Genomic DNA, 23,346 nt, shown 5'->3' with positions numbered 1-23,346 from the left:
GTGGCGTACCCAAGGACGAATATTCAATGGGACTTAGCGAAAAACAGCCAATAAAAAAGCCAGCTTAGCTGGCTTTCTTGATAAGCAATTTGTCATTACTCAATGTCGAGTGGTTCTGGCGACAGGATAATGCCAGTATTATCGGCATAGATATGATCGCCTGGGAGGAAGGTTACGCCGCCAAAGTTGACCGGAATTTCCACTTCGCCCACAGAATTGCCATCGGCACCCACTGGAATTGAGGCCAGGGCTTGAATGCCGATATCTAACTCTTCCAGTGCATCCACATCGCGTACTGAACCGTAAACGATAATGCCTTCCCAGTTGTTGTTGACTGCGATTTCAGCGATAGAAGCATCGATCAGGGCGCGGCGTAATGAGCCACCACCGTCAACCAGTAAGACTTTACCTTGGCCATCTTCTTGTAAGACCTCGGTGATTAGGCCGTTGTCTTCAAAGCACTTAATTGTGCTGATAGAACCGCCAAAAGAGCTACAACCACCGTAGTTACTGAACATGGGCTCGACTACATCTACGACATCTAAGTACATGTCACATAGTTCTGAGGTGTTGTATTCCATATTTACACTCCTATTGATCCGCGTTGCGTACAGTTTAGCGAGTTTACGCCAGTATAAAAGGGATTACTGAAAAGAAAAGTGTTATCAATCACGGTATTGTTGCACTTGGGGGTTAACACTTCTGTTGTAAACTTTCGTCACTTAACAGGGGTTTGTCCTCAAAACTTGATATCGGTCATTAAATAACGGTTTTTTATTACAACTCTGTTGCGTGTTTTGGTATTATATCCCAAGTTTAAATTAACTTACTTAACTTAATTTGCTTTAGGGGCAAGGACCCCCCGGTACGCTTATGGACGGTAGAGGGCCTTCGAGAGGTGCCTATGGAAGCTGTAAACACAATTGAAATTATTGGTTATTTTGCCTCAGTGATGGTGGCAATTTCACTTATGATGAAGAACATCATCTGGTTAAGATGGTTAAACTTTGTCGGTTGTACCCTGTTTGTTATCTACGGCGTATTTATTTCAGCCTGGCCAGTTGCAGGTATGAACGCTTTCGTAGCTTGTATCAATATCTATCATCTGACGAAAATTTATCGCGCCAAAGCGTTGGAACAAGCCGTCGCTTGAAGGTTTTCCGACAGTGTTGCCCGAGCTTAGCATCAGGGCAGCACTATATCTCCCTGCACGTTTTCCTATCTTTGTCGTCATTACTTCATCCCTTGCGATTCATTTCCTCTGCGCGAATGTCATAAAACTTTAGGCCGGATGTCACTTTGCCGTCATCGGCAGTTCTTAGTCTCACCTTAACACTGAGTACTTAAGCAATATCTGTTTAAGTCGCCATAGGGTTTAGCGTGGGGTTCTATCGTGAAATAGTCGTCTGACAGGGCGTTAAAACATGCAGACGCTAACGGCTGTCGAGAGAATGCACTCATTAACATCGCCATGATACTCGCTGGCATGCCAGCAAGGAGCCTGTTTTATGTTGAGTTACATTACAGACTTAGATAAGCGCATGTTTTATCGCATTGTGGGTTTGAGCCAACGTCACGGTGTTTATGATTGGGCGAAGCGGATATCGGCAACTGGAGATGGGCATGTGTATCTGTACCTTGCCGTCGGGTTGATGCTGACACACTCCCAAGGACAGAGCCTGTTCAATCTGCTGTTGGCGAGTTTTTTGGTTGAATTACCGCTGTACTTATTACTCAAAAATAGCATTCGCCGCACTCGGCCCTGTCACGCCTTGGTTGGGTTTGAGAAGGGATTCGAACCTTCAGACAGATTCAGCCTACCTTCGGGCCACACGGCGGCCGCCTTTGTGATGGCCACGAGTGTGGCGCAGGTGTATCCCGTGGCTGCGCCTCTTGCTTACCTGTGGGCGCTCTGTATTGGTGCCTCACGCATTGTACTTGGGGTGCATTACCCTTCAGATATTGTTGCCGGCGCCCTGTTAGGCACAGGGGCTGTGCTGCTGGTACATCCCGTGATTTAACCCAAATCAGGCGCTTATTCGTTGGATATCTCCTTGATTCACCACTCTTTCATTCACAATTAAAGGATAAGTAATGCGAATACTCTACGGAGTTCAAGGCACAGGGAATGGCCACCTAAGTCGTGCTCGAGTGATGGCAAAAGCCTTAATTGAGCACAATATTCAAGTCGACTTTTTGTTTTCGGGGCGTAAGCCTGAGCAATTTTTCGATATGGAGTGTTTTGGGGAGTATCGCGTACAGGCGGGAATGACCTTTGCAACCCACTCTGGGCGGGTGAATGTGCCACAAACGGTAAGACAGAATTGCTCTTTATCATTGCTTAAGGATATCCAAGCATTGGATTTGAGTTGCTACGACCTAGTACTGAATGATTTTGAACCCGTATCTGCATGGGCGGCGAGGCGCCAAGGCGTCCCTTCTATTGGGATAAGTCATCAAGCGGCCTTGACGCATCCTGTGCCTAAGTTGGGAAGCACTTGGTTTAATGAGTTACTACTCAACTACTTTGCGCCGGTCGATGTGGCACTGGGGTGTCATTGGCATCATTTTGGTTTTCCGATCCTACCTCCCTTTGTTGAAGTCGATGCCAGCCCGATTGAACATACCCATCAAATTCTGGTGTATTTACCCTTCGAAGAGGCGGATGCGATCGCCGCATTTTTTAAGCCTTTTACGGATTATCAATTCTTGGTGTATCACGCTAAGCAGCCGACAGCATCGCTTGCCGACCATATTCAATGGCATGGTTTTAACCGTGACGGATTTAAACAGCACTTAGCGAGCTGCGGTGGGGTGATTGGTAATGCGGGATTTGAGTTGGCGAGCGAGGCGCTGACCTTAGGTAAGAAGTTGTTGGTCAAGCCGCTGATTGGTCAATTTGAACAGTTGTCGAATGTGGCCGCGCTCCAATTATTGGGCGCGGGTGACAGTATGATGAGTCTGGATACGGGCGTGGTCAAACGTTGGCTCAAGGCGGCATCGCCAAGTCCAATCGCCTATCCACAGGTAGGCGATGCCTTAGTGAAATGGATTTGCGGCGGTCAGTGGCAACATACCGCGTCATTGTGCGATGACCTTTGGAGCCAAGTGAAGCTGCCCGACACCTGGCGCTAACTCGAGTAAGCATGATGATAAAAGGCGTCGTCGGCTCTAGCTGGAAATTTGGGGTTAGCGTATAATTTGGCCAATTTTGCTGTTAGCCCCAGCAGCGTGTCTATATTGGCCTAGTCTGGCCACAATTTAGTTGTCATAAATGAGCCTTAAGAAGTTTACGCAGTACAAGCTACTGTTTTTAATGTTGTTGTCCCTCGGTATTTTGCTTCCTTTTATTCCTGACCAAGCCTATCACATTCCCGGCCCTGATATTGCTACGCAAAATCTGCATGTGATTGAATTTAACGATCAAGGTCAGCCACACAACGATGGACAATGGCAAGGGCTCAAGGCGCGGATTTTACAACCCAATAATGGCACGGCTCCCGAACTGCTGATATTTGTCCACGGCTGGCACCACAGCGCAAATCCGACGGACGAAAACTTTGTCGCGTTCGAGCAGTTTTATCAGCAGATGGCGGCATCCGACTCCCAGCGTAACCTATTGGGTTTATACATAGGCTGGCGAGGCGACAAGCTGGACCCCTTTTGGCTCGATGGCTCAGAGGATGCCACCAGTTGGATTGAGCCGCTGGATTTTCCGACCATTTTACAGCGTAAAGCCGTGGCCAAACGCATAGGGCAAACCGGGCTATCGCAATTGCTGGATAAGCTGGATGGGTTAGTGGCTGAACATCAATTACTGCGTTATACCGTGATTGGTCACAGCCTTGGCGGCTTAGTGGTGCTGCACGCCAGTAAAGATAGAATCAAGGCAGCCATCGATAATGAGCAGGATAATCCTAATCTTTTCTTACTGTTAAACCCCGCCGCGCCGGCGCAGGATTTTAAACCACTTGATACTCTGATGAGCTTAGATGGGCAAAAACCGAGTATGGTGGTGCTGCAATCTAAGGGCGATTTTGCGGTAAAAGAGGCCTTTAATTACATCAAGGACGGCGAGCGGGCGCTGGGCAACTCTTGGGCAATTACCCACGACATCGATAAATGTTCCGGCGGTAATTGTTCGACCCCGATGAAGATGCCTTCGGCATTAATGGCTCACGATCAAATTCCAGGTTGTATGATGACCTTGCCGCATTCGGGCTGGAAAATCCGTGCTCGCCTGCAGGCGCGGCGCAGCGTGCAAACCTGTCCCGACGCCAATATGCAGGCAGTATGGGTGCTGGCCGTGTCCGATGAAATTGTTTCTGGGCATAATGGGATCTTAACGCCTGACCACGCCAAGGCGCTATCCGAAGTCATGGGTATGATTGATTTATATCGAAATCAACTGCCTAAACATGCGGTCGAAAGCCCTGCTAATGAAGATTTAGCCACGTTGGCGCCCGATTCGGAAGCGGCTAGCACTTCGGATACGCAAACAAGTGCCCCAGCAGAACCCATGGTGCTAGTCGAGCCGCTACCTGAAGGCGAACAACCTAAGCCACAAGATTCAACAGATTCACAAGAGGCGCCAGAGAAGCAAACACTGATTGAGGAGCATTCCCCTGTAGTGCCGCCACAAGCCGATGAACAAACACAGCCGCAAGCGACGGAGGGTAAACCGAGTGAAGTTGGTGATAAGACCAAACAAGAGGTAACAGAGTCCACGGACAAGCAATCAATAATCAATGCCGAACCTCAACTTCAGAAAAATACTGCTAACGAGACTCCGTCGAATGAGCCGACTCAGCCTCAACCTAAGGTCAAGACTGAGTAAAGGATCGTATTCGCCTTACTGATGTTTAACCTGCCATTTACGCCAACTAAAATGAAGTAAAAGGACTAAAAGCAGGCTAACGATCGCCCATGTAGGGTATTTATGTTGATGATAAAACGCGAGTATTGGGGCGATTTCATCGCGGATGAATACTGGACCTAAGCCAAAAAGCGTTACCCAAATGCTGGTGGCGAGTAGGTTTCCCATCACGAATTGCTTAAAGGGCATTTTGGCTAGCCCACAGCCAATAAACATAAACTGCTTAAGCCCTTCGACAAAGCGGCTGAGCACTAATGCTGCAATGCCATATTGGCCAATCACACAGTGGATCTTGTCCTCAAGCTGCGGCTTTATCCAACCTTTTCGCAGCAATACCTCGCCGAAGCGGCGACCAATAAAATAGCCTAAACTGTTGCCACTTAGAGCAGCGGCGCAGGCAACGATGAGGACTAATGGCAGCGACATTTGCCCCGTCGCGGCCAATAAACTGGCAACAATCAGTAAGGATTGTCCCGGTGCTGGAATTCCAAATCCCTCGACGGCAATGGCCACAAAGAGCAGTAGATAACCGTATTGCTGCAACCAAGGTGTCATTTCGGTGATTAGGTGTTGTAAGGCTTCTGGCATGATTAAAACAGAGTGCGAGAATGAATCATCCCATCTTACTCGGCGTAGCCAAATTTAGGATAGCTTTATGAGTAAAGTTTCATGCTGATTTTATGGTGGTGACTAAATCGAAGGCACAAAAAAGCCGAACTGAGTTCGGCTTTTTATGTATTACAACTAAATGGTTGCTTAAGCGAAAGCGGCCTGCAGTTGTGGCACAACTTGTTTCTTACGGCTTAATACGCCGTCTAACCATACTTTGCCATCGACTGGGGTTTTACCGTAGGCACGGTTAACCAGATCGGCATCGTCAGAAACCACTAACAGCTCTGAGCCTTCTTTCATAATATCGGTCAGCAGTAATAATACGCTGTGACGGTTGCCTTCAACCTTCAGGGCTTTGATATCGGCTTCCAGCTCGGCTTTGATTGAATCAAATACTGACAGATCAATCACTTCTAACTGGCCGATACCCACTAAGTTACCGTTCATGTTGAAGTCTTTAAAGTCGCGCATCACGAGATCGCGTGCTGGCGTGCCTTCAACGGCAGATTTCACTTTGAACATTTCCATGCCCAGGGCTTTAAAGTCTTCAACGCCAGCGATTTCGGCCAAGGCTTCAACGCAGCGAATGTCAGCTGTGGTGCAAGTAGGTGATTTGAAGATCACTGTGTCGCTCAGGATGGCGCACATCATGATGCCAGCGATATTTTTAGGGATGGCAACTTGGTGGAAGTCGTACATCATCTTGATCACTGTGTTGCTGCAACCTACTGGGCGGATCCAGCACTCTAAAGGCGTATCAGTCGTCAGATCGCCTAATTTGTGGTGATCAACGATACCTACGATAGTCGCTTGAGCGATATCGTCCGGTGCTTGAGTTAGTTCTGAGTGGTCAACAATGTAGACCTGCTCGCCAGCATAGCTGGTTTTGTATTCTGGTGCTTCAAAGCCAAAACGCTCCAGAATGAAAGCGGTTTCGGGTGATAATTCACCTAAACGTGCGGCAACGGCTTCTTCACCGATTTGGTTTTTTAAATAAGCTAACGCGATAGCACCGCAGATTGAATCAGAATCGGGGATCTTGTGACCGACAACGTACATAGGCATTTCAGGGACTCTCCTTTAAATTTGTGGCAATTTTAACAATATTTCGCCCGATTCGGAAATAGCCAAAGCGCATATCACTGCGCCCTTAAGTCGCTATTCCACTAAAAACCGACCGCTGGCTGTGGTCATTATTCACACAGCTGTTAGATCTTCACTTTAATCACAACTTTACGCACCGCTGTCGGTGTATCACTCGTGCCGGGCATATGCATATCGCCGGGGAAAAATAATGCGAACATACCCGCCTTTAGTTGAATGTAGGAGGCGTTGGCTTTATTCGACTCGTAATCGAACTCGGCGTAATCGTGCTTTTCGAAATAAGGTTTTGAGGGTGTCTGGTCGGCCAATGGTAGATAGCCAAACTCTTCTTCGCCGCTGACCACATACTGCACATCGATGTATTTTTGATGTACTTCAAAGGGTTCGGTCGATTGTGGCTTGGTGTGGTAATCGTTGACTATTACGAAAATATCCTCGCCATCGAGGGGATAATTGCCAACAGGCAATTGGCTAAAGTCAGTGCTGGCAAGATGTGCTAATGCCGTGGCAATGCGTGGGCTGAGTGATTGATAAATATGGCCATTAGCTAAGGTATCGACAATCATGGGGTACTCGATATGGCGTAAGTAAATGAGTGAATTGTAAAGATTATAATCAGTTCACCGCCGTTAGAACATAAGCGATAGACATAAAAAAACAGGCCATAAATGGCCTGTTTTCATTGTTTGCGGCTTAATAAGTGTACTTGGCCTCGAGGAAGTAGTATCCCCCATTAAATCCAAACGGTGTGTTGGTTAATGGATAGACGAAAATACCATTGAAGTTATTGTCATCAGGGCGTTTTTCAGGATACACATCAAACAAGTTTTGTACGCCAGCAGTGAAGCTTAAGGCATCGGTTGCGGCGTAGCGCACGGATAAATCCATCACCCATTGGTCGCTGTAATTCACATCACCCGTTGAGTAACCCACAGTGTAATCGCCGAAATAGCTGAGGCGAATGTTCGTCTTAAAGTCACCTAATTCATGGGTCAGACCTAGGTTACCCGTATTGTGCGGCGTGGCCGAGGTCATGCGGGTTTGTTCGATATTATCGAAGAGTTTAGGGCCGAGTCCGTCCAAAATTTCAGGGAAATGAATATCTTGGATTTCAGTTTTGTTATAGGCGTATGCCAGGTTGGCGCGTAAATCGCCCCAGTTGCCGAGATCAAAATCTTGGCTCACCACTAAATCAACACCGCGAGTACGAGTATCGACGGCGTTAATAAAGAAGCGCGCCGATTCTGCATTGGTATTGGCTAGCGCCGCCGCAACAGCCGGTGAGTCGTTTGGCGTCACTGAGCTTGAGAGGATAATCCTGTCATCGATTGAAATCTGATAGGCATCCAAGGTTAGGGCTAGGCCCGTATCATTGGTGTACACCAAGCCTAAGCTGAAGGATTGCGACAGCTCTGGGTCGAGCTCGTTAATGCCTAGCGCCTTAGTCACTGGCGATAAGGTGTTGAAAGTGCCTGATTCTGTTGGCACTAACTGGCCCGTAGTCGGATCAGGATTAAACAGGGTCGAGATATTGCTGAAGTACAGTTGTTGTACGCTCGGCGCTCTAAAGCCTGTGTTCACTGTGCCGCGCAGGGCTAAATGGTCGGTGAAGTCGTAACGGCCTGCGAGCTTCCAGCTGGTGTTGCCGCCAAAGTCAGAATAGTTTTCGTAACGCAGCGCCGCCGCCCAATAAAACTCTGTGGTTAATTGGTTTTCAAGCTCAACATAAACACCGGTATTGTCGCGAGTTTCATCGACTTCTGATTCAGGCGTAAAGCCAGTGAAGCCTTGGCTGCCTGCTGCACGGTTATCATAACCGCCATTGATATAAGAACCCGGTTCGCCCGCCTCAATCTGATAACCGTTTTGGCGCCAAGAGACACCCGTTGCCACTAAGATCTCTGAATCATTGGCAAAGTTATAGTAGCGCGAGGCATCGATATTCAGGTTTGCTTCGCTGGTGGACAGTGTGCCCGCATCGAATTCCGTCGGGCTATCTGGGCCGAGTGATGCGTTTAGGGTGTTTACAATGTTGTATTCGAAAGAGTTTCCGCCATAGCCCGCTGAGGTATCGATATTCCATTCACCGAGGGTGAACTCATAGCCTAGGACTAAGGATGAATCGATGATCTTAGGATTGATCTGCGGTAAAAAGCCGTCGGGATACAGCTCGGTCAAGTTACGGGCATCGAGCGCGCGGCGATAAAATGCGCCGGATTTGGTTTCACGCTGGCTAATGCCACCAAAGGCATAGAGTTTGCTGTCGTTTGAGAAAGGCTGCGCCGCGTTGATAAATAAGCCTAAGTTATCGTATTCGGCGTCGCCCACTTGGTGACTCTTGCGGTTGAATGTTGCTTCGCGCGGATCATCCGAACCGTCTGGCAGCTTAGGATATTGTTGGCGAGGATCTAAGCCTGCGCGGTTGGTGCTGTCTTTATGGTGAGCTTCGACGCCAATATTCACAAAACCGTCGTTGTTTAGGCTGATCCCGTGGTTAACACCAACGCGCCATTGTTCACCGTCACCCAGATAGGTTTGGCCCGCTTGAGCCGATACACTACCGCCTTGGTCGTTATCTTTTAAGACTACGTTGATAACGCCAGCAATCGCATCTGAGCCGTATTGCGCCGAGGCGCCATCACGCAGGATTTCAATGCGTTTAATCGATGTCATCGGGATCGCGTTCAAATCGACGTTAGATGAGCCCTTGCCGACAGTGCCGCTTAAATGTACCAGCGCCGAACCATGGCGGCGTTTACCGTTTACCAGTACTAGTGTGTGGTCTGGCGACAGGCCGCGTAAGCTAGCAGGGCGCACCGCATCTGAGCCATCGGTTACCGATGAGAAGGGGAAGCTGTAACTTGGCGCGGCAAATTGTAGCGCCTTAGCCGTTTCGGTCATACCGGTTGATTCGAGTTGCTCCGCGGTAATGATATCGACGGGGGCAACGCTGTCGGTTGCGGTGCGCAGGGCGATCCGCGAGCCGACGACTTCAATTTTCTCAAAGCTGCTGGCCTGTTCTTCTGCGTGTACGACAGGAAAAACCAAAGTTGAAGATACTGCTAATGCGATAACGGCTGGACGCATAAAACCTCTCAATGTGGAGTAACCTTTAGGCTGGAACGAAAACATTGAACCAACGAAAGTAACAATTCGATAGGGTGAAGGTTATCACTGTAACAATTGTTACATCTAGACAGAAAAGTACTAACTCAGAGCTTACTGTTCTAGATAATTCTTTAAAGCCAGTCGAATATGTCGCCACTTTGAATGTGATGGGCTAAGTGAATAAAATCATCTAGATTCACTAGGGCGTGTTGACGTTTCGAGATTAGATTTTGTTCGTTCTGGCAAGCACGTGCTCGCGAAACGAGGAATGATGTGTAGTTATTCTACTCAAATGACGAGTGACAAAGAGCAAGTGCTTGCCAGACGAACCCTTCGGGCAGCATTTGGCTGATGTTTCTGCTGCGTTATCGTCCGTTTATGTAGAATAACTACACAGCACGGACTTTGCCTTGCATAAACGCCAGCCAAATTGCTGCAAAAATAACCCTGAAACGTCAACACGCCCTAGGCATGTTGAAGGTTTATCGCGCTTGGCGACTGTGTTTTAATGGCGTTAAACCTCAGGTTTGAGGCTCTTTAAGGAGTTAAGTTTTGCCCGCATTACGCTTTCTCGCAGGTCCTACGGCCTTTAACATTATCAGGAAACAAGGTCTGCATTCCGATGCTTTTACACAACTATTGGCTGCATCCGGTGGACCCAAATGGTTAGGGATTGCGGGTCTTGATAAGTATCTCTTCACCGAATTCTTTAAGCAGCGCAAGACACCGCTTTATACCTTAGGGGCGTCGTCGGGGGCGTGGCGATTAGCCTGTTTGGCGCAGCAGGATCCACTACAAGCCTACGGACGTTTAGAGGATTACTATATTGGCCAGCGGTATGAAACTATACCGACACCGCAGGAAGTGAGCGAGCAGGTGAAGGGCATAGTTCAAGGCATTCTCGGCGAGACGGGCGGGCGCGAGATAGTGAATCATCCCTTTATTCACAGTCACTTGATTGCATGCCGGGCTAAACATATCAATCGCCTTAGCCATAAATTGCCCTTGGCAGCAGGGCTAGCGATGACGGCCGCGACCAACCTCATTAGCCGCACAACCTTGGGTTGGCATTTCGAGCGAGTGGTTTTTAGTCAGCAAGTGGCATCATCGCCCTTTAAGCAACTTGCGGATTTACCCAGCCAGCAGGCAAAGCTCACCGAAACCAATATGAATTCAGTGATGTTAGCGACGGGATCGATTCCCCTAGTGCTCGCACCTGTGTCTCAAATTGAGGGCGTTGCTACAGGGCAATACTATGATGGTGGCATCACCGACTACCACTTCGATTTGCCCTTATCCCATGCCACGGGGCTGACCTTGTATCCGCATTTTTATCCCCATATGAGCCCTGGATGGTTCGATAAATCCTTAACCTGGCGCCGTGCACGCACCAATTACCATAATGCTTTGATACTGGCGCCTTCGGCGGAATTTGTGGCTTCGCTACCCTTTGGTAAAGTGCCCGACCGTGAAGACTTTAAGCAATTGGATACGGCGCAGCGGATGCAGTATTGGCGCCGCTCTGTTGCCTTGAGCGAGCGCTTAGCCGATGAATTTGCCGAGGTGTATGAAAAAGGAAATATCACCGAACACTTAGCGCCGCTGTAAGGCGAGAGTGGCAAGCAAGCCTAAATTCTTTTTTGCTGTCAGCGACTTTAGGAAGGAAATTATTTCTCCTGCTACACTCTAAACTAATAAGGGATGCGGCTAGTTTTTGAGCGCTTCCTTCTATGAGTGGGCAGGAGGTTGCTATGCAAACACGAGAAATGGCGTTAATTATGCGCGATGCCTTGTTGCTGCCACAGGGAAGGATTGAGGTTCGCGTGGTAGAGCCGGGTCAATTACGCATGGTCGCGGATGTGTTAAAAGGCAAATACGATTTGGCCTTTGCGGCGATGAAACCCAGTGGGACTCCGCCCTGTTATCCCACTGCCACTCAGTGTGACATCATCGATTTTAATCAGCTGGAAGATGACTCCCTCAGCATAGTGTTAGAGGGGCGCCAAAGAGTCAGTATTCTCTCGGCGGCACAGACGAAAGATAAGCTGTGGATGTCCCGCACTTTGCCCTGCCAAAATTGGCAAGAAGAGCCGATAGAAGGGGAGTTCGAGCTGATTAGTGCCGCCCTAGAGCAATTCTACGAGGTCAATCCTGACTTGCTGGAGCTGTATTCCCAAGTGCATTTAGAGGATGCGGCTTGGGTGAGCCAACGTTGGTTAGAAGTGTTGCCCATGTATAATCGCGATAAGCTAGTGTTGGTGAATCAACCCGACTGCCACAAAACCATGGATTTTGTCCTGCAACTCATCAAGTCCCATGTGGACTGAAAAACCACACAGAGGCTAAAATAGCGGCTCATTATCGCCGCTAGTTGTTTCTATGACTCAAACCGCCCGTGCCGCCCAACCTTCCTTTGTAGTGCTTCCCTTAGAAGTGGTTGATAAACCAACCGTATTTGCTTTTTTGATCGAGCATTATGCCCATATTGGCGAAGCTGTTTGGCGCCAGCGGATCCTCGATGGCAAAGTGCATTGGCAAGACGGCAGCTTAATTGGGTTGGATACTCCCTATCGCCCGACGGCGAGGGCCTATTACTACCGTGAAGTCCCAGTCGAAGCCCAAGTCCCCTTCGCGTCGCCGATTTTGTTTCAAGATGACAATCTTATCTTGGCCTACAAACCGCATTTTTTACCCGTTACCCCGAGCGGCGATTATGTCAATGAGTGCCTAGTACACAGGTTGCGCTTAAGTACTGGGATAGACACTATCGCCCCTGCCCATAGGTTAGACCGGGAAACCGCAGGCGTTATCCTGATGACGACTCGCCCCGAGACGCGGCATATTTATCATCAGCTATTTATCGATGATGCGATCCGTAAAGATTATCAAGCGATTGCCAAACTCACCCCAGAGATTATGGCGCAATATGTCAGTGGCGAATTAACCTTGCCACTGCATTGGACGGTGAAAAATCGCATGCAACGCAGTGAGCCCAGTTTCACCATGAAGATAGTCGAAGGTGAGGCAAATACGCACTCTGAAATCAGCTTAGTGGCGATTCATGGGGAGTTTGGTTTATTCGAGTTAAGCCCGATTACGGGTAAGACGCACCAGCTGCGGGTCCATATGCAAAGCCTTGGTATGCCATTGTTAAATGACCGCTTTTATCCGACCTTATACCCTAAAGGGCCGGATGATTTTAGCAAGCCGCTACAACTTTTGGCGCAGCGATTACGTTTTATCGATCCAATCAGTAATCGCTCGCACGATATTGAATGTGATGGATTAACGCTTTAATCAGCGGAAAGCATTATTGCCACAGTGGAAAACCTAGGGTGCTGCTAGATGATTGTGTGAGTTCCTCCTCAATGGTAAGAATACAGACTCTGTTATGCTCATGAGCTGTAAGGAGTCTGACACTGATTGTTTGAGGAACTCAATAGAATGACCAAATCTGCAATCGTTTCAATTTTACTCTGTGCCGCGGTGTTGCTGGGCGCCATGTATTTTGGCGGCTGGACTAAGCATCCCTATGTGCAAGAGCTGACGACGGAAATCCGTAAAGCCAGCGCGGTGATCGAGCCGAAGAAACCGAGTGCTGAGGCGATGCAGGATGCTGACAATCAAACCGATGTGTCGTTACAGCCCAAGGGCGTTTGGGACCAGATGCGTGATGATGCAACGCCGCAAAAACGCCTTGAGTCCCAGCTATTTAAACAGAGCTTGCCTAACCAAGAAGCCACCGCTAAACCAGCGGATTCAGGTGCGGGTGCAACTAGCGCTGAAGCGGCAAAACACAACCCAGTTTAAGCTATTCCTGCCTCGGTGGTTCGAACCGAGTCTCGGTCATATCCCCATGTAAAACCGCAATTTTTGTCGGTTCGCCATCTTCAGCTAACGCCAATATTCCTATCCCACTTTGGTTGACTAAACGTTTGCTACGCTCGCCATTAGGGCGCCGACCGCGCAGCGACATGCGCTTACGTTTAGTGAAGAGGTTTAACGGCGAGAAGTGGCCGTAAAGCCAGCCATTGAGCTTATCGAAAAACGGCAGTAGTTTTTCGGGGAACTGGTTTTTAATCCCGCTACAGGTAATTTGATAAATATTCGGGCTGCTACGACGAAAGCGAATGCTGATGTCATAGGCGAAGGAGTAGTGCACATCCCCCGAGAGGATCACAAATTGCTCCGGAGTCTTGCGGTGCATAAAGATACTCAGCAGGGCATTGGCGGCGCCCGGATGTGCCATCCAGTTTTCGGCATCGACCAGCAGCGAGGCACCCATTAGCGTCGCCATGCGTTGCACGGCTTCAATCACCTTGACCCCAAACATGGGCGCAGGGGAGACGATAATCACCTTAGATTGGCCGAGTAGCGCTTGTTGTAAATCCATCAAGGCCTCCCAATCCATTAACCCCGAGGGTTTAGCGAGATTGGATTCACTGCGCCAGCGGCGGGTGCGGGTATCTAACACGACCAGCTTAGGCGAAGTGTCTAAGGTGTAATGCCATTGCTCAAATCTGAGTAATAGATCGATTAATTCATCTTGAGTGTCTGGCGCAGCTCGAGTGAAAAAGCCATCTAACAACGGCCGAACCTCGGCATCAAACTGGCTCGGTGCGTTGCCTAAACCTTGGAATAAGGTATAGGCAATCAAGGCATTACCAATAATGCGCTTCGAAAAGGCATGGCCGTAGGCCGCCTGCTCCCACTTGGCGGTAAGGTTCCAATCGTCGGTGATATCATGGTCATCGAACATCATATACACGGGAATATGCGCCATCAGGCGCCTAACCTGTTTGAGCCCCGCCTTAAAGGCTAATAGATTTTGCCATTCGCGCTGCCAACGTAACTGATTCGCCGCCGAGAGTCCCTCAACCTCATTGGGTAAGTCGATAAGCTCCCATAATTCGGGTGACCAAGTCAGCAAATACAGGGCTATCATCTCATTGAGACTGACTAAATGGTTTTCGGCAATCGATGAAGTAAAAATCGGATGATTGATATACCAGCGCCAGAGCGCGGTTTTGGCGGGATATTCGGTGCGTGGCAGCAGATTCTTATGGCGTAAATATAAATGCTCTGGCCGATAACTTAATACTTCGCTTCCCGCAATATTGGCGCCCTGAAAGGCTTCATGGTGCAAACCCAGTTTTTCAATCACTTGACCTATGGCGCATAGCATGGGGCCTGCCACATCATCCACATAGACCTGATCGCCGCTGAGCATCAATAGTGCTGGGCGCTCATTCGCACCTTTATCGATAAGCTGGGCGAGTTTGGTATCGGCGGCGACTAAAGCATCCTCACTGTGGTGATGGGGATTGCGGCATGAGCCATGCCATACCTGTGTCAGTGTTTGGCTAAGGTAAAGATGGGGCGAGTTAGCATCGCCATAACTCAACGCTTTGACGTTATTAAATAGGTCATCAATCCCCTTGGCCGAGACGCGATATTGGGTAACCGTTTGGGGCGTAAGCAGTTTGGGGCGCGACAGGCGAAGTAAATACTGGAAGGCATGCTGACCGAGTGGCACACAGTGCACTTCTTCCTCTGCTAACGGGTAACTTTGCTCTCCTAAAGTGAGCTGTAATTCACTTAACGGCTCGCGGCTCACAAACCAGAGGGTAAAGTGTGAGGCGTCGCAGTGGCGCAGCATGGGGCCTGCAAGAATGAGGGGAAGTGCTTGAGTCAAATTCAGCCTTTTGGTCGTTAATCGGGTTAAGTGGTACAAACTCGATGCGGTTAAGCACAGGCAAATAAGAGTAAACAAGTGCGTTGAATATGAAAAGCTTTTAGAATTATGAGCCAAATGAATGGCTAAGGATCGCGGGGCAATATGGCAAACATTATGGTAACGGGCGCAACCGGATTACTCGGCAGGGCGGTCGTCAAACAGTTAACCGCTGCGGGTCATAGGGTGATTGCCACAGGTTTTAGCCGCGCCGAGGCGGGGACTCATCGGCTCGATCTAACCCAAGCCGCGGAGGTTGAAGCTTTTATTGCCCGTGAGCAGCCCGAGGTGATAGTACACTGCGCCGCCGAGCGTCGCCCCGATGTGTCCGAGCGCTCGCCTGAGCACGCTTTAGCGCTGAATCTCAGCGCCAGCCAAACCTTAGCCGAGGTCGCCAAGGCGCAGCAAGCTTGGTTGCTGTATATTTCTACCGACTATGTGTTTGATGGCACAACGCCGCCCTATGCCGAAGATGCCGTGCCCAATCCGGTCAACTTTTATGGCGAGTCTAAACTGCAGGGCGAAACCAGTGTGCTGAACGCCGACAGCGGTTTTGCGGTATTACGCTTACCTATCCTCTACGGTGAAGTGACTCAACTGAGCGAGTCTGCGGTATTGGTACTCATCAATCAATTGTTGGATAGCAGGCCACAGCGGGTCGACCATTGGGCCATTCGTGCGCCAACATCGACGGCGGATATTGCCAATGCCATTGCTAAGCTCATTCAGCGGCAGTTACATGCTGCCGATGTGTCAGGGATTTACCATTTTAGTGCCACGCAAACCATGACTAAATACCAAATGCTGCTCAGCTTAGGTGAACTGCTAGGGATAGATAGCGCGCATTTACTTCCTGAGCAAACCCCCATGGATAGCGCTAAAAGGCCGCAAAATTGCACCTTAAGTTGTGGACGTTTAGCGGCGCAGGGGATTTACTCTGAGCTTGATTTTAAGGCTGGGCTTAGTCAGGCGCTTAGCCAATCCTGCGCGGCATTGGCGGCGGTAGGCTGTCGTTTAAGGAATCACCATGGTTAAGATTTTAGGCACAAATTTGCAAGCCGCCGACCAAGTGGCGCTGCTTAGAACCTTAGGCTTATTGCTGCAAATCGGTTTGACGTTATTTGCCGCCGACACCTTTGGCCTGAGTTTGCAAATGGAGCCCCTAGTGCATGTGTTTGTACTGGAGGTGTTGTATTTGTCGCTCACCTTGGCATTACGTAAGCCCTTGTTTGCGAAAGAGCGCGGCCTGTTTATTGCCTTAAGTCTCGATACCTTGTTTTGGATCTCTTGGCTGTATTTTTCGGGCGGGGCGACCAATGCGTTTATCTCCTTACTGCTATTACCCATAGCGCTCGCCGCCGTGACTCTGCCGATTTGGGCGCCTTGGAGCCTAACGGCGATCTCTACGCTTGCCTATAGCCTGATGATTTTTACCGTGCCTGAGTCGCAAATGCATCACCACGGTATGGATATGAGCTCCCACTACCTCGGCATGTGGTTTAACTTTGTGATTTCGGCGCTGGTGTTGACCACGAGTGTGGCGTTAATTGCCAAGCGCATGCGGCGTCAGGATGCGCAGCTTGCCTATATGCGCGAAGGACAACTGCGGCAGGAGCAATTGTTGGCGCTCGGCACCGTTTCTGCGCAAATGGCCCATCAATTGGCGACGCCGCTATCGACACTGCGATTATTGCTCGACGAATTAAGGGACGAACAACCCGAACCTTCGATTACTGTTGTTGAAATGGAGACCGCATTAGGTCGCTGTGAACATACCTTAACCGAGCTTCGGCTGGCGACTGAGTCGATTCGCGACCGCCGTCAGCGGCCACAAAAGATCACCGAGCTGGTGGCCGGATTAAAGCAGAAAACCCAGTTGTTGATGCCGCAGACCGAACTCAATTGGTTGATCACCTGCGCCCCTAAGCAGTTGGAAGAGCAACAGATCTTAACCGATATGAGCCTAACCCCAGCCATTATGGCCTTGATTGAAAATGCCGCCCGCGCCAGCGCCGAAACCTTGGGCGTCGCCCAAGTGGATATCAGCCTAGATAGCGCGCCGAGCGAAGGGCAGATCTATTTGCAGATCCGTGATTATGGCGCGGGTATCGCTCCCTCATTATTGCCACAATTGGGGACCTTATTAATCGAGAGCCCCAAAGGCTTAGGCGTGGCCTTGCTGCTGAGCCATGCCAGCCTCGAGCGTTTGGGGGCGGAGTTGATCCTCGCTAATCATCCTCAAGGGGGCACAGTGGCGCAAATTCGTTTTACTCTCTTGCAGCCTAATGCATCGACCACGACGACGGAGGCGCTATGAAACGGCTATTGATTATTGAAGATGATCAAGCGCTTGCGGGAGTATTAGCGCGGCGATTGACTCGCCATGGTTTCGAATGTCGCTTAAGTCACGATGCCAGTAATGCGCTGCTGGTGGCGCGGGAATTTTGCCCAACCCATATCCTGCTGGATATGAAACTGGCCGAGGCCAATGGCCTGAGCTTAATCGTGCCCCTGCGTAACCTATTGCCTAAGGTGATTATGGTGTTGCTAACGGGCTACGCCAGCATTGCTACCGCGGTAGAGGCGATTCGCCTCGGCGCCGATAACTATCTTGCTAAACCCGTCGATACCCAAACCTTGTTGGCGGCCTTCGAGGTCAATAGTCAGGCGAGCGCACTGCCAGAAGATGAAATCGATGACTCGCCGCTCAGCCCTAAACGGCTAGAATGGGAGCATATTCAGCAAGTGCTTAATGCCAATCAAGGCAATGTGTCGGCTACCGCCCGCCAACTGGGGATGCACCGTCGCACCCTGCAACGTAAATTATTAAAGAAACCTGTGAGTGAAACCGGGCCGCTTAAGTAAACGAGAATTCGCCCAAGGAAGGAGTCGTCGCATGCATGAGTATGATGGTATTGAAGTGCGTTATCGCAGGCCCGATGCCGATTTAGCCAAAAGCTTGCAAGTGATTGAAAACCTATTGGGCTTTGCCCCCGATCCGCAGCAGTTAGACTTTGATTTATCCTTTTGGGCAGGTGGTGCTGGGGTGCTTGATAAGCTAGCGATCTCTTGCAATGTTTCGCCCGAGCAGTGGCAAAGACTCAAGCAAAAGCTGGACTTCTATTCCCCTGAAGAGATGGTTGCTAGGGAAGATTGTCGCGAAGACTTTATTTGGTTAGTTGCCGACGATGAGGAATGCAGTGATATTTTGGTGGCTTCGGTACAATTTATTAATGACAACAAGGCGCCTTTTCAAGAATCATGCGATATATCGCAGTCAATCCACTTTGGCTATATGAGCGATGTGAATACTTGGACGGCTGTATGGGGGCAAGGCAGCCGAATCAATTATGCCTATTTTTGCCAAGGTTAATCCGTATCTGTGCTAAGCGCTTGTATCGCTACCAAGGCAGCTCAGTACCATCGTAGGCCAAAAAGCTGCCCGTTTGTGCTGGTGTGGCATTGGCGATAATACTCACCAAACATTGGGCGACGTACTCTGGTGTAAACAGCTTTTGTTTGGGTACGTTCTGCTGAAAAGGTTTGGATAATGGCGTATCCGTAGTGCCGGGATGCAATGCTAGCACCACGCAGTGTTTCATCGTTCTTTGCCATTCAATCGATAGCGTTTTAAGGAGCATATTCAGCGCCGCTTTCGAGGCTCGATAGCTGTGCCAACCACCTAATCTGTTATCACTAATGCTGCCGACTTTGGCCGATACCACGGCAAACCTTGCCGACGCACTGCGTTTTAACATCGGTTCAAAGTGTTTTGCCAGCATCATACTCGGCAGCGTATTAAGCTTGATATTGTGCAGGAAAAAATTCCCATCGACTGCCTGCACGCTTTTTTCTGGCCCCTTATCCTCGGTGTGCAGCATCCCAATACAGTTGATTAGCCAATCTAACTGGGGAATGTTTTGACTCAGTTGCTTAATCTCCTCCTCAAAGGTGATATCCAGCTGATGCCAGATAACGCCATCGTCTCGCCCTGTATCTGGCTGATGATGTCTATAGGTCGCATGAATTATGGCCTCAGGATAGGTTTCGCGCAGCGTATTCACTATGGCGTGACCTATGCCGCCGCTACCGCCTAACACTAAAATATTCATCGCGTTTCTCCCATGCGAATAAGCCTTTATAGGCGTTCAAGTTGCGCGAGATGCTGTTCGGCCGTTGCCAGAATGGCCTGCCTTGTCGCCTCATCGGTTTTATCCCAAGTGCGGTACAGCATGGCGATGCGTGGATTATGGGTGAGTTGTGCGCGGTGTTTATCCATAAAGCGCCAATACAGGCTATTTAATGGGCAGGCGAGGGCGCCGCTACGTTCTTTTATCTTGTAATGACAACTGCCACAGTAATCACTCATTTTATTGATATAACTGCCGCTTGCGGCATAGGGTTTAGTGCCGACGATGCCGCCATCGGCGAATAGCGCCATGCCGCGAGTGTTGGGCATTTCGACCCACTCAATCGCATCCACATATACGCCTAAGTACCATTTATCCACCTCATCGGGGGCGATTTCGGTTAATAGACAAAAGTTGCCAATCACCATTAAGCGTTGAATATGATGGGCATAGGCGTAATCGAGCGACTGAGATAAAGCATGGCGCAGGCAATTCATTCGAGTCTTGCCATGCCAAAAATAGTCGGGCAGCTTGCGCGTGGCCTCTAGGGCATTAATGTTGGCGTAGTTGGGCATATTCGCCCAATAGATACCGCGCACATACTCACGCCAGCCGAGGATTTGCCGAACAAAGCCTTCGACCTGGGCTATCTCAATAAAAGGATTGGCATGATAGTGCTCAATCACCGCATTGATTACTTCTAATGGGCTGATAAGTTTAGCATTTAGGCTAAAGGACAGCCGACTATGGTACAGGCTCCACTGCGCCGGATGTTGCTGGGTCATCGCATCTTGAAAGCGGCCAAAGGCTGGTAGGCAGTACTCACAAAAATACTGTAGTAATTCGAGGCTTTGTGTGCGGTTTATCGGCCAGAGTAAACGCGTATCCGCCTTGCCCATAGTATTAATCCCATGGCGTTGAAGGCGCTCGAGAATATCTTGCACATTGTGGCCAAACATCAAGGGTGTTGGGAGCGATTTGATATCTTGGGATTTGAGCTTTTGCCTGTTGCTTGTATCAAAATTCCACTGTCCACCAACGGGCTTTCCATCCGCTATTAAGATATTGAATCTTTTGCGCATGCGCCGGTAAAAATGCTCCATCAGCCTGTGTTGCCCTTGGGGAAACTCCCTATCAATTTCGTCAAAGGGGAATAAAAAGTGCTCGGTATCGACGCTATTCACTACGGCATTGGCAAACTTCAACTGGCTTAATTGCGCGAGGAGTCGATATTCGTCAGGTCGTTGATATTCAAACTTAATCGCGCCGGTTTCGGCGACATAGTGTTGGAGCAATGCATTGAGATCGGCAAAGTCTTGGGTATCGTCGAGGGTGAGGTAACGCACTTGATGCCCCGCAGCACCAAGCTCGCTGGCAAACTGCGCCATGGCACTAAAGAACGCGCAAATCTTTTGCACATGATGCGTCACATAGGTGTTTTCTTGATGCAATTCTGCAATTAAATACAGCACCTCGGGATCGACTTGCTGATACCAAGTATGCTGGGCGTTTAGCTGATCGCCTAAAATCAGCCTAACCGTATGGAAGTGCTGTAATTGCTGCCGTAATTGCATTAGCTGGACTCTGGTGAATGACTGTCGCGGTTACACATTTCGCGATGGGATATTGCTGAACATTACGGATTTGGGAACTGTGAGGATCACAAGGTAGGGTATTTGTCGAGATTTCCAATGAGGTTTATCTAAGCTCGGTTTGATTGCTTTTTAAAAGCAACGTCAAAGTCAAAGTCGTGGGGCTTCACCCCACACCCGACCAAGAGAGGATCAACAGCAATTCCCTCTTGCCTCTTTATTAACAAGAGTGCTTGCCGAACAACGTCCATGTTTAACTGCCAGTTCGCCATCCATGGCTCTCGTTCGTATCGCTGCGTTGCAGCACTCACCCTAGCGAAGTTACATGCATTGGTTAGTGGCTTCGTGCTTATTCGAAAATCGCTAACGCTTCCGATGGTTCCGCTTTACATCCATGTAAAGTATTCCAGTTCGGCAGTCCCTGCCTCTCGCTCATAAGCTCGAAAATCACCGATTTTCATTCGCCCCTTCCCCGAAAGCTACACAGACGTCCTGACTGCGTCACGCGCTATCCTTTTTATAAAGAGTCTTCAACGTCCTTCAGCAACTTCGAAGGGTAGGTGAACTTCTGTAGTCTCGGTATAGGCTGTTAATGCCGATCTTATCTTTCACTATTATCTTTTAACTTATTGATTGTAAAGGTTTGATGTACTATCTTGTTAGCTTAAGATGCATGGTTGGAGCTTGTTGTTATGGATAGAGAAGAAGAGATTAGAAGGATACTTACCGAACGTGGGATTGAGATTCTTTTGCATTTTACCCAATTAGACAATTTGCAGAGTATCTTAATGCATGGACTAAGGCCACGAGATGAATTGGACGAAACAGCTAGGTGTAATGATGAACATAGGTTAGATAGACACACTGATACTGTGTCTATGTCTGTCCATCACCCAAATGATGCTATGTTCTTTAAATACCGTAACAAGCTAAGAAGAGAAAATCCTCTAGGAGGCTGGTGTGTTTTGGCTGTGACTGCGACGGTATTGTTGGAGCAAGATGCCTTATTTTGCCTGACGAACGCAGCTTCTAGTGTGATAACGCGTATGACTGAAGATGCGCTCCGCACACCAGCATCTTTTAGAGCAATGTTTGAACAGATTCCGGGGCATGCGTCTCGGGAAGACCAACACTTAAATTTAAATGATCCTACAGACGTACAGGGTGAAATACTTGTCAGAGGTACAATTCCCCCTGATAGAATATTTGGAATCGTTTTCACCTCTGAGGCGGCGCAAGCACAGTATCAAACTGTTGTTGGTAACAGACAAACTTGGGTGCATGCTGAAAACCAGATATACCTGTCTAGAAGAGATTATCAACGGATACATTACAATGGCTAAAAGACCCGTATTCATAGCTTTACATGATCGAGTAGGGGTTCGAGAAAGTCTTATTGATTTCAAGTGGCACTCAGGCTTTGCTGTCTCGCAGAAGCAAAAGTCAATTCAATCTCTTCATAGAGAGGCTATGCATCATGGTTACGAGAATCTTTTAGAAATATCTAGTAAATCAGAATGTGACCTTGGTGTGGCGTTAAGTGCTTTCAATCTGAAGATCACTACTAAAAAGCATAAGAGGACATTCACAGTAGAATCTGCGTTTCAAGGGAGTAAAGTTTTTGAGAGAGGTGGGCCGTACGTTGAACTTTTCTTACAAGACTCCCTATCAGCAAAGAGAGATATAAGACTGAAAGAATCTGGAAATTTAGTAAAATTCCAATTCTTTGGGATTGACTATCCAAACGAACCTAGAACCTTTTTCTATGATTGGTTGTACATAAATGCTCTTGTTCAAAATTCAGTTCTGAGCGAGCAAGTTAGAAGTTTTGATGGTTTTACAGATATTGAGTTTAACCCAGAAAAATCCATCAACTGCCAAGCACACTCTGTTGCTCTCTATCAAAGCTTGGTTGCAAATGGTGTTTTAGAAGAAGCTCTGAAGTCACCAAAAGATTTTTTAAAATTGACGAGAGAGCACTATGCTAATCAAGCAAGAACCGTGACGGTACAGGATAAGATGTTCTAGTTTGTGGTTATGTGTAGTAACAGCAAAACTTGACTTATATGATCACTTCGGGGGTTAGCAACTAAGTTTATCTAGACATCCATTGTTAAATTTTGCAATACCGATGACTCTCTTGGTATTTGCAGCCAACACAGAAGTTACAGCAGTTACAGGAGTTCACCA

The 23,346-nt window shown here is 48.7% G+C and carries 22 protein-coding genes; 14 read left to right on the top strand and 8 right to left on the bottom strand.

All coding sequences use genetic code 11. The annotated features are described in order from the left end of the window. Positions 1-95: 95 nt before the first annotated feature. Complete coding sequence (gene rraA, locus K0H59_RS18810; protein WP_011624278.1) at positions 96-581, bottom strand: ribonuclease E activity regulator RraA; 486 nt, start codon at positions 579-581, stop codon at positions 96-98. 323 nt (positions 582-904) lie between these two features. Between rraA and K0H59_RS18805 the strand changes: the two genes are divergently transcribed. The 4 genes from K0H59_RS18805 to K0H59_RS18790 all read left to right on the top strand — a co-directional run bounded on the left by K0H59_RS18805 (position 905) and on the right by K0H59_RS18790 (position 4,837). Next, positions 905-1,153, top strand: a complete 249-nt coding sequence (locus tag K0H59_RS18805; protein ID WP_011073879.1) for a YgjV family protein — start codon at positions 905-907, stop codon at positions 1,151-1,153. Between the two features lie 355 nt (positions 1,154-1,508). Next, positions 1,509-2,021: a phosphatase PAP2 family protein gene (locus tag K0H59_RS18800; protein WP_220054031.1), complete on the top strand. Its 513-nt coding sequence runs from the start codon at positions 1,509-1,511 to the stop codon at positions 2,019-2,021. Between the two features lie 73 nt (positions 2,022-2,094). Continuing rightward, the gene (locus tag K0H59_RS18795; protein WP_220054030.1) at positions 2,095-3,135 is read left to right on the top strand and encodes an MJ1255/VC2487 family glycosyltransferase; all 1,041 of its coding nucleotides are present in this window, start codon (positions 2,095-2,097) and stop codon (positions 3,133-3,135) included. Between the two features lie 139 nt (positions 3,136-3,274). Continuing rightward, complete coding sequence (locus K0H59_RS18790) at positions 3,275-4,837, top strand: thioesterase (RefSeq protein ID WP_220054029.1); 1,563 nt, start codon at positions 3,275-3,277, stop codon at positions 4,835-4,837. 15 nt (positions 4,838-4,852) lie between these two features. On the opposite strand, the gene K0H59_RS18785 is transcribed toward K0H59_RS18790, so the two are convergent. From K0H59_RS18785 to K0H59_RS18770, 4 genes are all read right to left on the bottom strand, one after another. Next, entirely contained in the window at positions 4,853-5,464 is a 612-nt protein-coding gene (locus tag K0H59_RS18785) for a DedA family protein (RefSeq protein ID WP_220054028.1), read from the bottom strand. Positions 5,465-5,632: 168 nt separating this feature from the next. After that, entirely contained in the window at positions 5,633-6,553 is a 921-nt protein-coding gene (locus K0H59_RS18780) for a manganese-dependent inorganic pyrophosphatase (protein ID WP_011624271.1), read from the bottom strand. Between the two features lie 143 nt (positions 6,554-6,696). After that, positions 6,697-7,158, bottom strand: a complete 462-nt coding sequence (locus K0H59_RS18775) for a YhcH/YjgK/YiaL family protein (RefSeq protein WP_220054027.1) — start codon at positions 7,156-7,158, stop codon at positions 6,697-6,699. 127 nt (positions 7,159-7,285) lie between these two features. Next, the gene (locus K0H59_RS18770) at positions 7,286-9,679 is read right to left on the bottom strand and encodes a TonB-dependent siderophore receptor (RefSeq protein ID WP_220054026.1); all 2,394 of its coding nucleotides are present in this window, start codon (positions 9,677-9,679) and stop codon (positions 7,286-7,288) included. A 573-nt stretch (positions 9,680-10,252) separates the two neighbouring features. Here K0H59_RS18770 and K0H59_RS18765 point away from each other — a divergent pair. The 4 genes from K0H59_RS18765 (at position 10,253) to K0H59_RS18750 (ending at position 13,510) form a co-directional block, all read left to right on the top strand. Further along, a complete protein-coding gene (locus K0H59_RS18765; protein ID WP_220054025.1) occupies positions 10,253-11,308 on the top strand; it encodes an alpha/beta hydrolase in 1,056 nt (351 codons plus the stop codon). Positions 11,309-11,451: 143 nt separating this feature from the next. After that, positions 11,452-12,027, top strand: a complete 576-nt coding sequence (locus K0H59_RS18760; RefSeq protein ID WP_011718472.1) for an LON peptidase substrate-binding domain-containing protein — start codon at positions 11,452-11,454, stop codon at positions 12,025-12,027. A 52-nt stretch (positions 12,028-12,079) separates the two neighbouring features. Continuing rightward, the gene (locus K0H59_RS18755) at positions 12,080-12,997 is read left to right on the top strand and encodes a pseudouridine synthase (protein WP_220054024.1); all 918 of its coding nucleotides are present in this window, start codon (positions 12,080-12,082) and stop codon (positions 12,995-12,997) included. Positions 12,998-13,144: 147 nt separating this feature from the next. Next, positions 13,145-13,510 carry a hypothetical protein gene (locus tag K0H59_RS18750; protein ID WP_220054023.1) on the top strand — a complete coding sequence of 122 codons (366 nt, stop codon included), beginning with the start codon at positions 13,145-13,147 and terminating at the stop codon, positions 13,508-13,510. 1 nt (position 13,511) lies between these two features. Here K0H59_RS18750 and K0H59_RS18745 read toward each other — a convergent pair whose 3' ends face one another. Beyond that, a complete protein-coding gene (locus tag K0H59_RS18745; RefSeq protein WP_220055640.1) occupies positions 13,512-15,359 on the bottom strand; it encodes an alkaline phosphatase D family protein in 1,848 nt (615 codons plus the stop codon). Between the two features lie 180 nt (positions 15,360-15,539). Here K0H59_RS18745 and K0H59_RS18740 point away from each other — a divergent pair, with 180 nt between their 5' ends. The 4 genes from K0H59_RS18740 to K0H59_RS18725 are packed head-to-tail and all read left to right on the top strand — an operon-like array spanning position 15,540 to position 18,807. Next, entirely contained in the window at positions 15,540-16,469 is a 930-nt protein-coding gene (locus K0H59_RS18740; protein WP_220054022.1) for an SDR family oxidoreductase, read from the top strand. After that, on the top strand, positions 16,462-17,751 hold the full coding sequence (locus K0H59_RS18735; RefSeq protein ID WP_220054021.1) for an ATP-binding protein: 1,290 nt from the start codon (positions 16,462-16,464) through the stop codon (positions 17,749-17,751). The genes K0H59_RS18740 and K0H59_RS18735 overlap by 8 nt, the downstream gene beginning before the upstream one ends. Next, entirely contained in the window at positions 17,748-18,299 is a 552-nt protein-coding gene (locus tag K0H59_RS18730) for a response regulator transcription factor (protein WP_133182261.1), read from the top strand. Before K0H59_RS18735 ends, K0H59_RS18730 begins: the two co-directional genes overlap by 4 nt. A 31-nt stretch (positions 18,300-18,330) precedes the next feature. After that, entirely contained in the window at positions 18,331-18,807 is a 477-nt protein-coding gene (locus tag K0H59_RS18725; RefSeq protein ID WP_220054020.1) for a hypothetical protein, read from the top strand. A gap of 28 nt (positions 18,808-18,835) precedes the next feature. Here the strand turns inward: K0H59_RS18725 and K0H59_RS18720 are convergent, their stop codons facing one another. Together K0H59_RS18720 and K0H59_RS18715 are read right to left on the bottom strand one after the other, a co-directional pair. Next, on the bottom strand, positions 18,836-19,546 hold the full coding sequence (locus tag K0H59_RS18720) for an SDR family oxidoreductase (RefSeq protein ID WP_220054019.1): 711 nt from the start codon (positions 19,544-19,546) through the stop codon (positions 18,836-18,838). Positions 19,547-19,572: 26 nt separating this feature from the next. After that, positions 19,573-21,138 (bottom strand): cryptochrome/photolyase family protein, encoded by a 1,566-nt coding sequence (locus tag K0H59_RS18715; RefSeq protein ID WP_220054018.1) that lies wholly within the window; start codon positions 21,136-21,138, stop codon positions 19,573-19,575. Positions 21,139-21,848: 710 nt separating this feature from the next. On the opposite strand from K0H59_RS18715, the gene K0H59_RS18710 reads away from it, so the two are divergent. Beyond that, positions 21,849-22,499: a DarT ssDNA thymidine ADP-ribosyltransferase family protein gene (locus K0H59_RS18710; protein WP_220054017.1), complete on the top strand. Its 651-nt coding sequence runs from the start codon at positions 21,849-21,851 to the stop codon at positions 22,497-22,499. Then, entirely contained in the window at positions 22,492-23,184 is a 693-nt protein-coding gene (locus tag K0H59_RS18705; protein ID WP_220054016.1) for a DUF6977 family protein, read from the top strand. The genes K0H59_RS18710 and K0H59_RS18705 overlap by 8 nt, the downstream gene beginning before the upstream one ends. The last annotated feature ends 162 nt before the right edge of the window (positions 23,185-23,346 follow it).

The organism is Shewanella sp. FJAT-51649 (assembly GCF_019457435.1).
GTDB lineage: Bacteria > Pseudomonadota > Gammaproteobacteria > Enterobacterales > Shewanellaceae > Shewanella > Shewanella mangrovisoli.
This window is presented reverse-complemented; position numbering and strand designations above follow the sequence as displayed.

Excerpts from the sequence above, each read along its gene's own strand:
- K0H59_RS18730 (WP_133182261.1), top strand. The coding sequence starts at position 17,748 with ATGAAACGGCTATTGATTATTGAAGATGATCAAGCGCTTGCGGGAGTA.
- K0H59_RS18735 (WP_220054021.1), top strand. The coding sequence starts at position 16,462 with ATGGTTAAGATTTTAGGCACAAATTTGCAAGCCGCCGACCAAGTGGCG.
- K0H59_RS18760 (WP_011718472.1), top strand. The coding sequence starts at position 11,452 with ATGCAAACACGAGAAATGGCGTTAATTATGCGCGATGCCTTGTTGCTG.
- K0H59_RS18725 (WP_220054020.1), top strand. The coding sequence starts at position 18,331 with ATGCATGAGTATGATGGTATTGAAGTGCGTTATCGCAGGCCCGATGCC.
- K0H59_RS18710 (WP_220054017.1), top strand. The coding sequence starts at position 21,849 with ATGGATAGAGAAGAAGAGATTAGAAGGATACTTACCGAACGTGGGATT.
- K0H59_RS18795 (WP_220054030.1), top strand. The coding sequence starts at position 2,095 with ATGCGAATACTCTACGGAGTTCAAGGCACAGGGAATGGCCACCTAAGT.
- K0H59_RS18775 (WP_220054027.1), bottom strand. The coding sequence starts at position 7,158 with ATGATTGTCGATACCTTAGCTAATGGCCATATTTATCAATCACTCAGC.
- K0H59_RS18785 (WP_220054028.1), bottom strand. The coding sequence starts at position 5,464 with ATGCCAGAAGCCTTACAACACCTAATCACCGAAATGACACCTTGGTTG.
- K0H59_RS18755 (WP_220054024.1), top strand. The coding sequence starts at position 12,080 with ATGACTCAAACCGCCCGTGCCGCCCAACCTTCCTTTGTAGTGCTTCCC.
- K0H59_RS18720 (WP_220054019.1), bottom strand. The coding sequence starts at position 19,546 with ATGAATATTTTAGTGTTAGGCGGTAGCGGCGGCATAGGTCACGCCATA.
- K0H59_RS18740 (WP_220054022.1), top strand. The coding sequence starts at position 15,540 with ATGGCAAACATTATGGTAACGGGCGCAACCGGATTACTCGGCAGGGCG.
- K0H59_RS18805 (WP_011073879.1), top strand. The coding sequence starts at position 905 with ATGGAAGCTGTAAACACAATTGAAATTATTGGTTATTTTGCCTCAGTG.
- K0H59_RS18750 (WP_220054023.1), top strand. The coding sequence starts at position 13,145 with ATGACCAAATCTGCAATCGTTTCAATTTTACTCTGTGCCGCGGTGTTG.
- K0H59_RS18800 (WP_220054031.1), top strand. The coding sequence starts at position 1,509 with ATGTTGAGTTACATTACAGACTTAGATAAGCGCATGTTTTATCGCATT.
- K0H59_RS18715 (WP_220054018.1), bottom strand. The coding sequence starts at position 21,138 with ATGCAATTACGGCAGCAATTACAGCACTTCCATACGGTTAGGCTGATT.
- rraA (WP_011624278.1), bottom strand. The coding sequence starts at position 581 with ATGGAATACAACACCTCAGAACTATGTGACATGTACTTAGATGTCGTA.
- K0H59_RS18770 (WP_220054026.1), bottom strand. The coding sequence starts at position 9,679 with ATGCGTCCAGCCGTTATCGCATTAGCAGTATCTTCAACTTTGGTTTTT.
- K0H59_RS18790 (WP_220054029.1), top strand. The coding sequence starts at position 3,275 with ATGAGCCTTAAGAAGTTTACGCAGTACAAGCTACTGTTTTTAATGTTG.
- K0H59_RS18705 (WP_220054016.1), top strand. The coding sequence starts at position 22,492 with ATGGCTAAAAGACCCGTATTCATAGCTTTACATGATCGAGTAGGGGTT.
- K0H59_RS18780 (WP_011624271.1), bottom strand. The coding sequence starts at position 6,553 with ATGCCTATGTACGTTGTCGGTCACAAGATCCCCGATTCTGATTCAATC.
- K0H59_RS18745 (WP_220055640.1), bottom strand. The coding sequence starts at position 15,359 with ATGCTGCGCCACTGCGACGCCTCACACTTTACCCTCTGGTTTGTGAGC.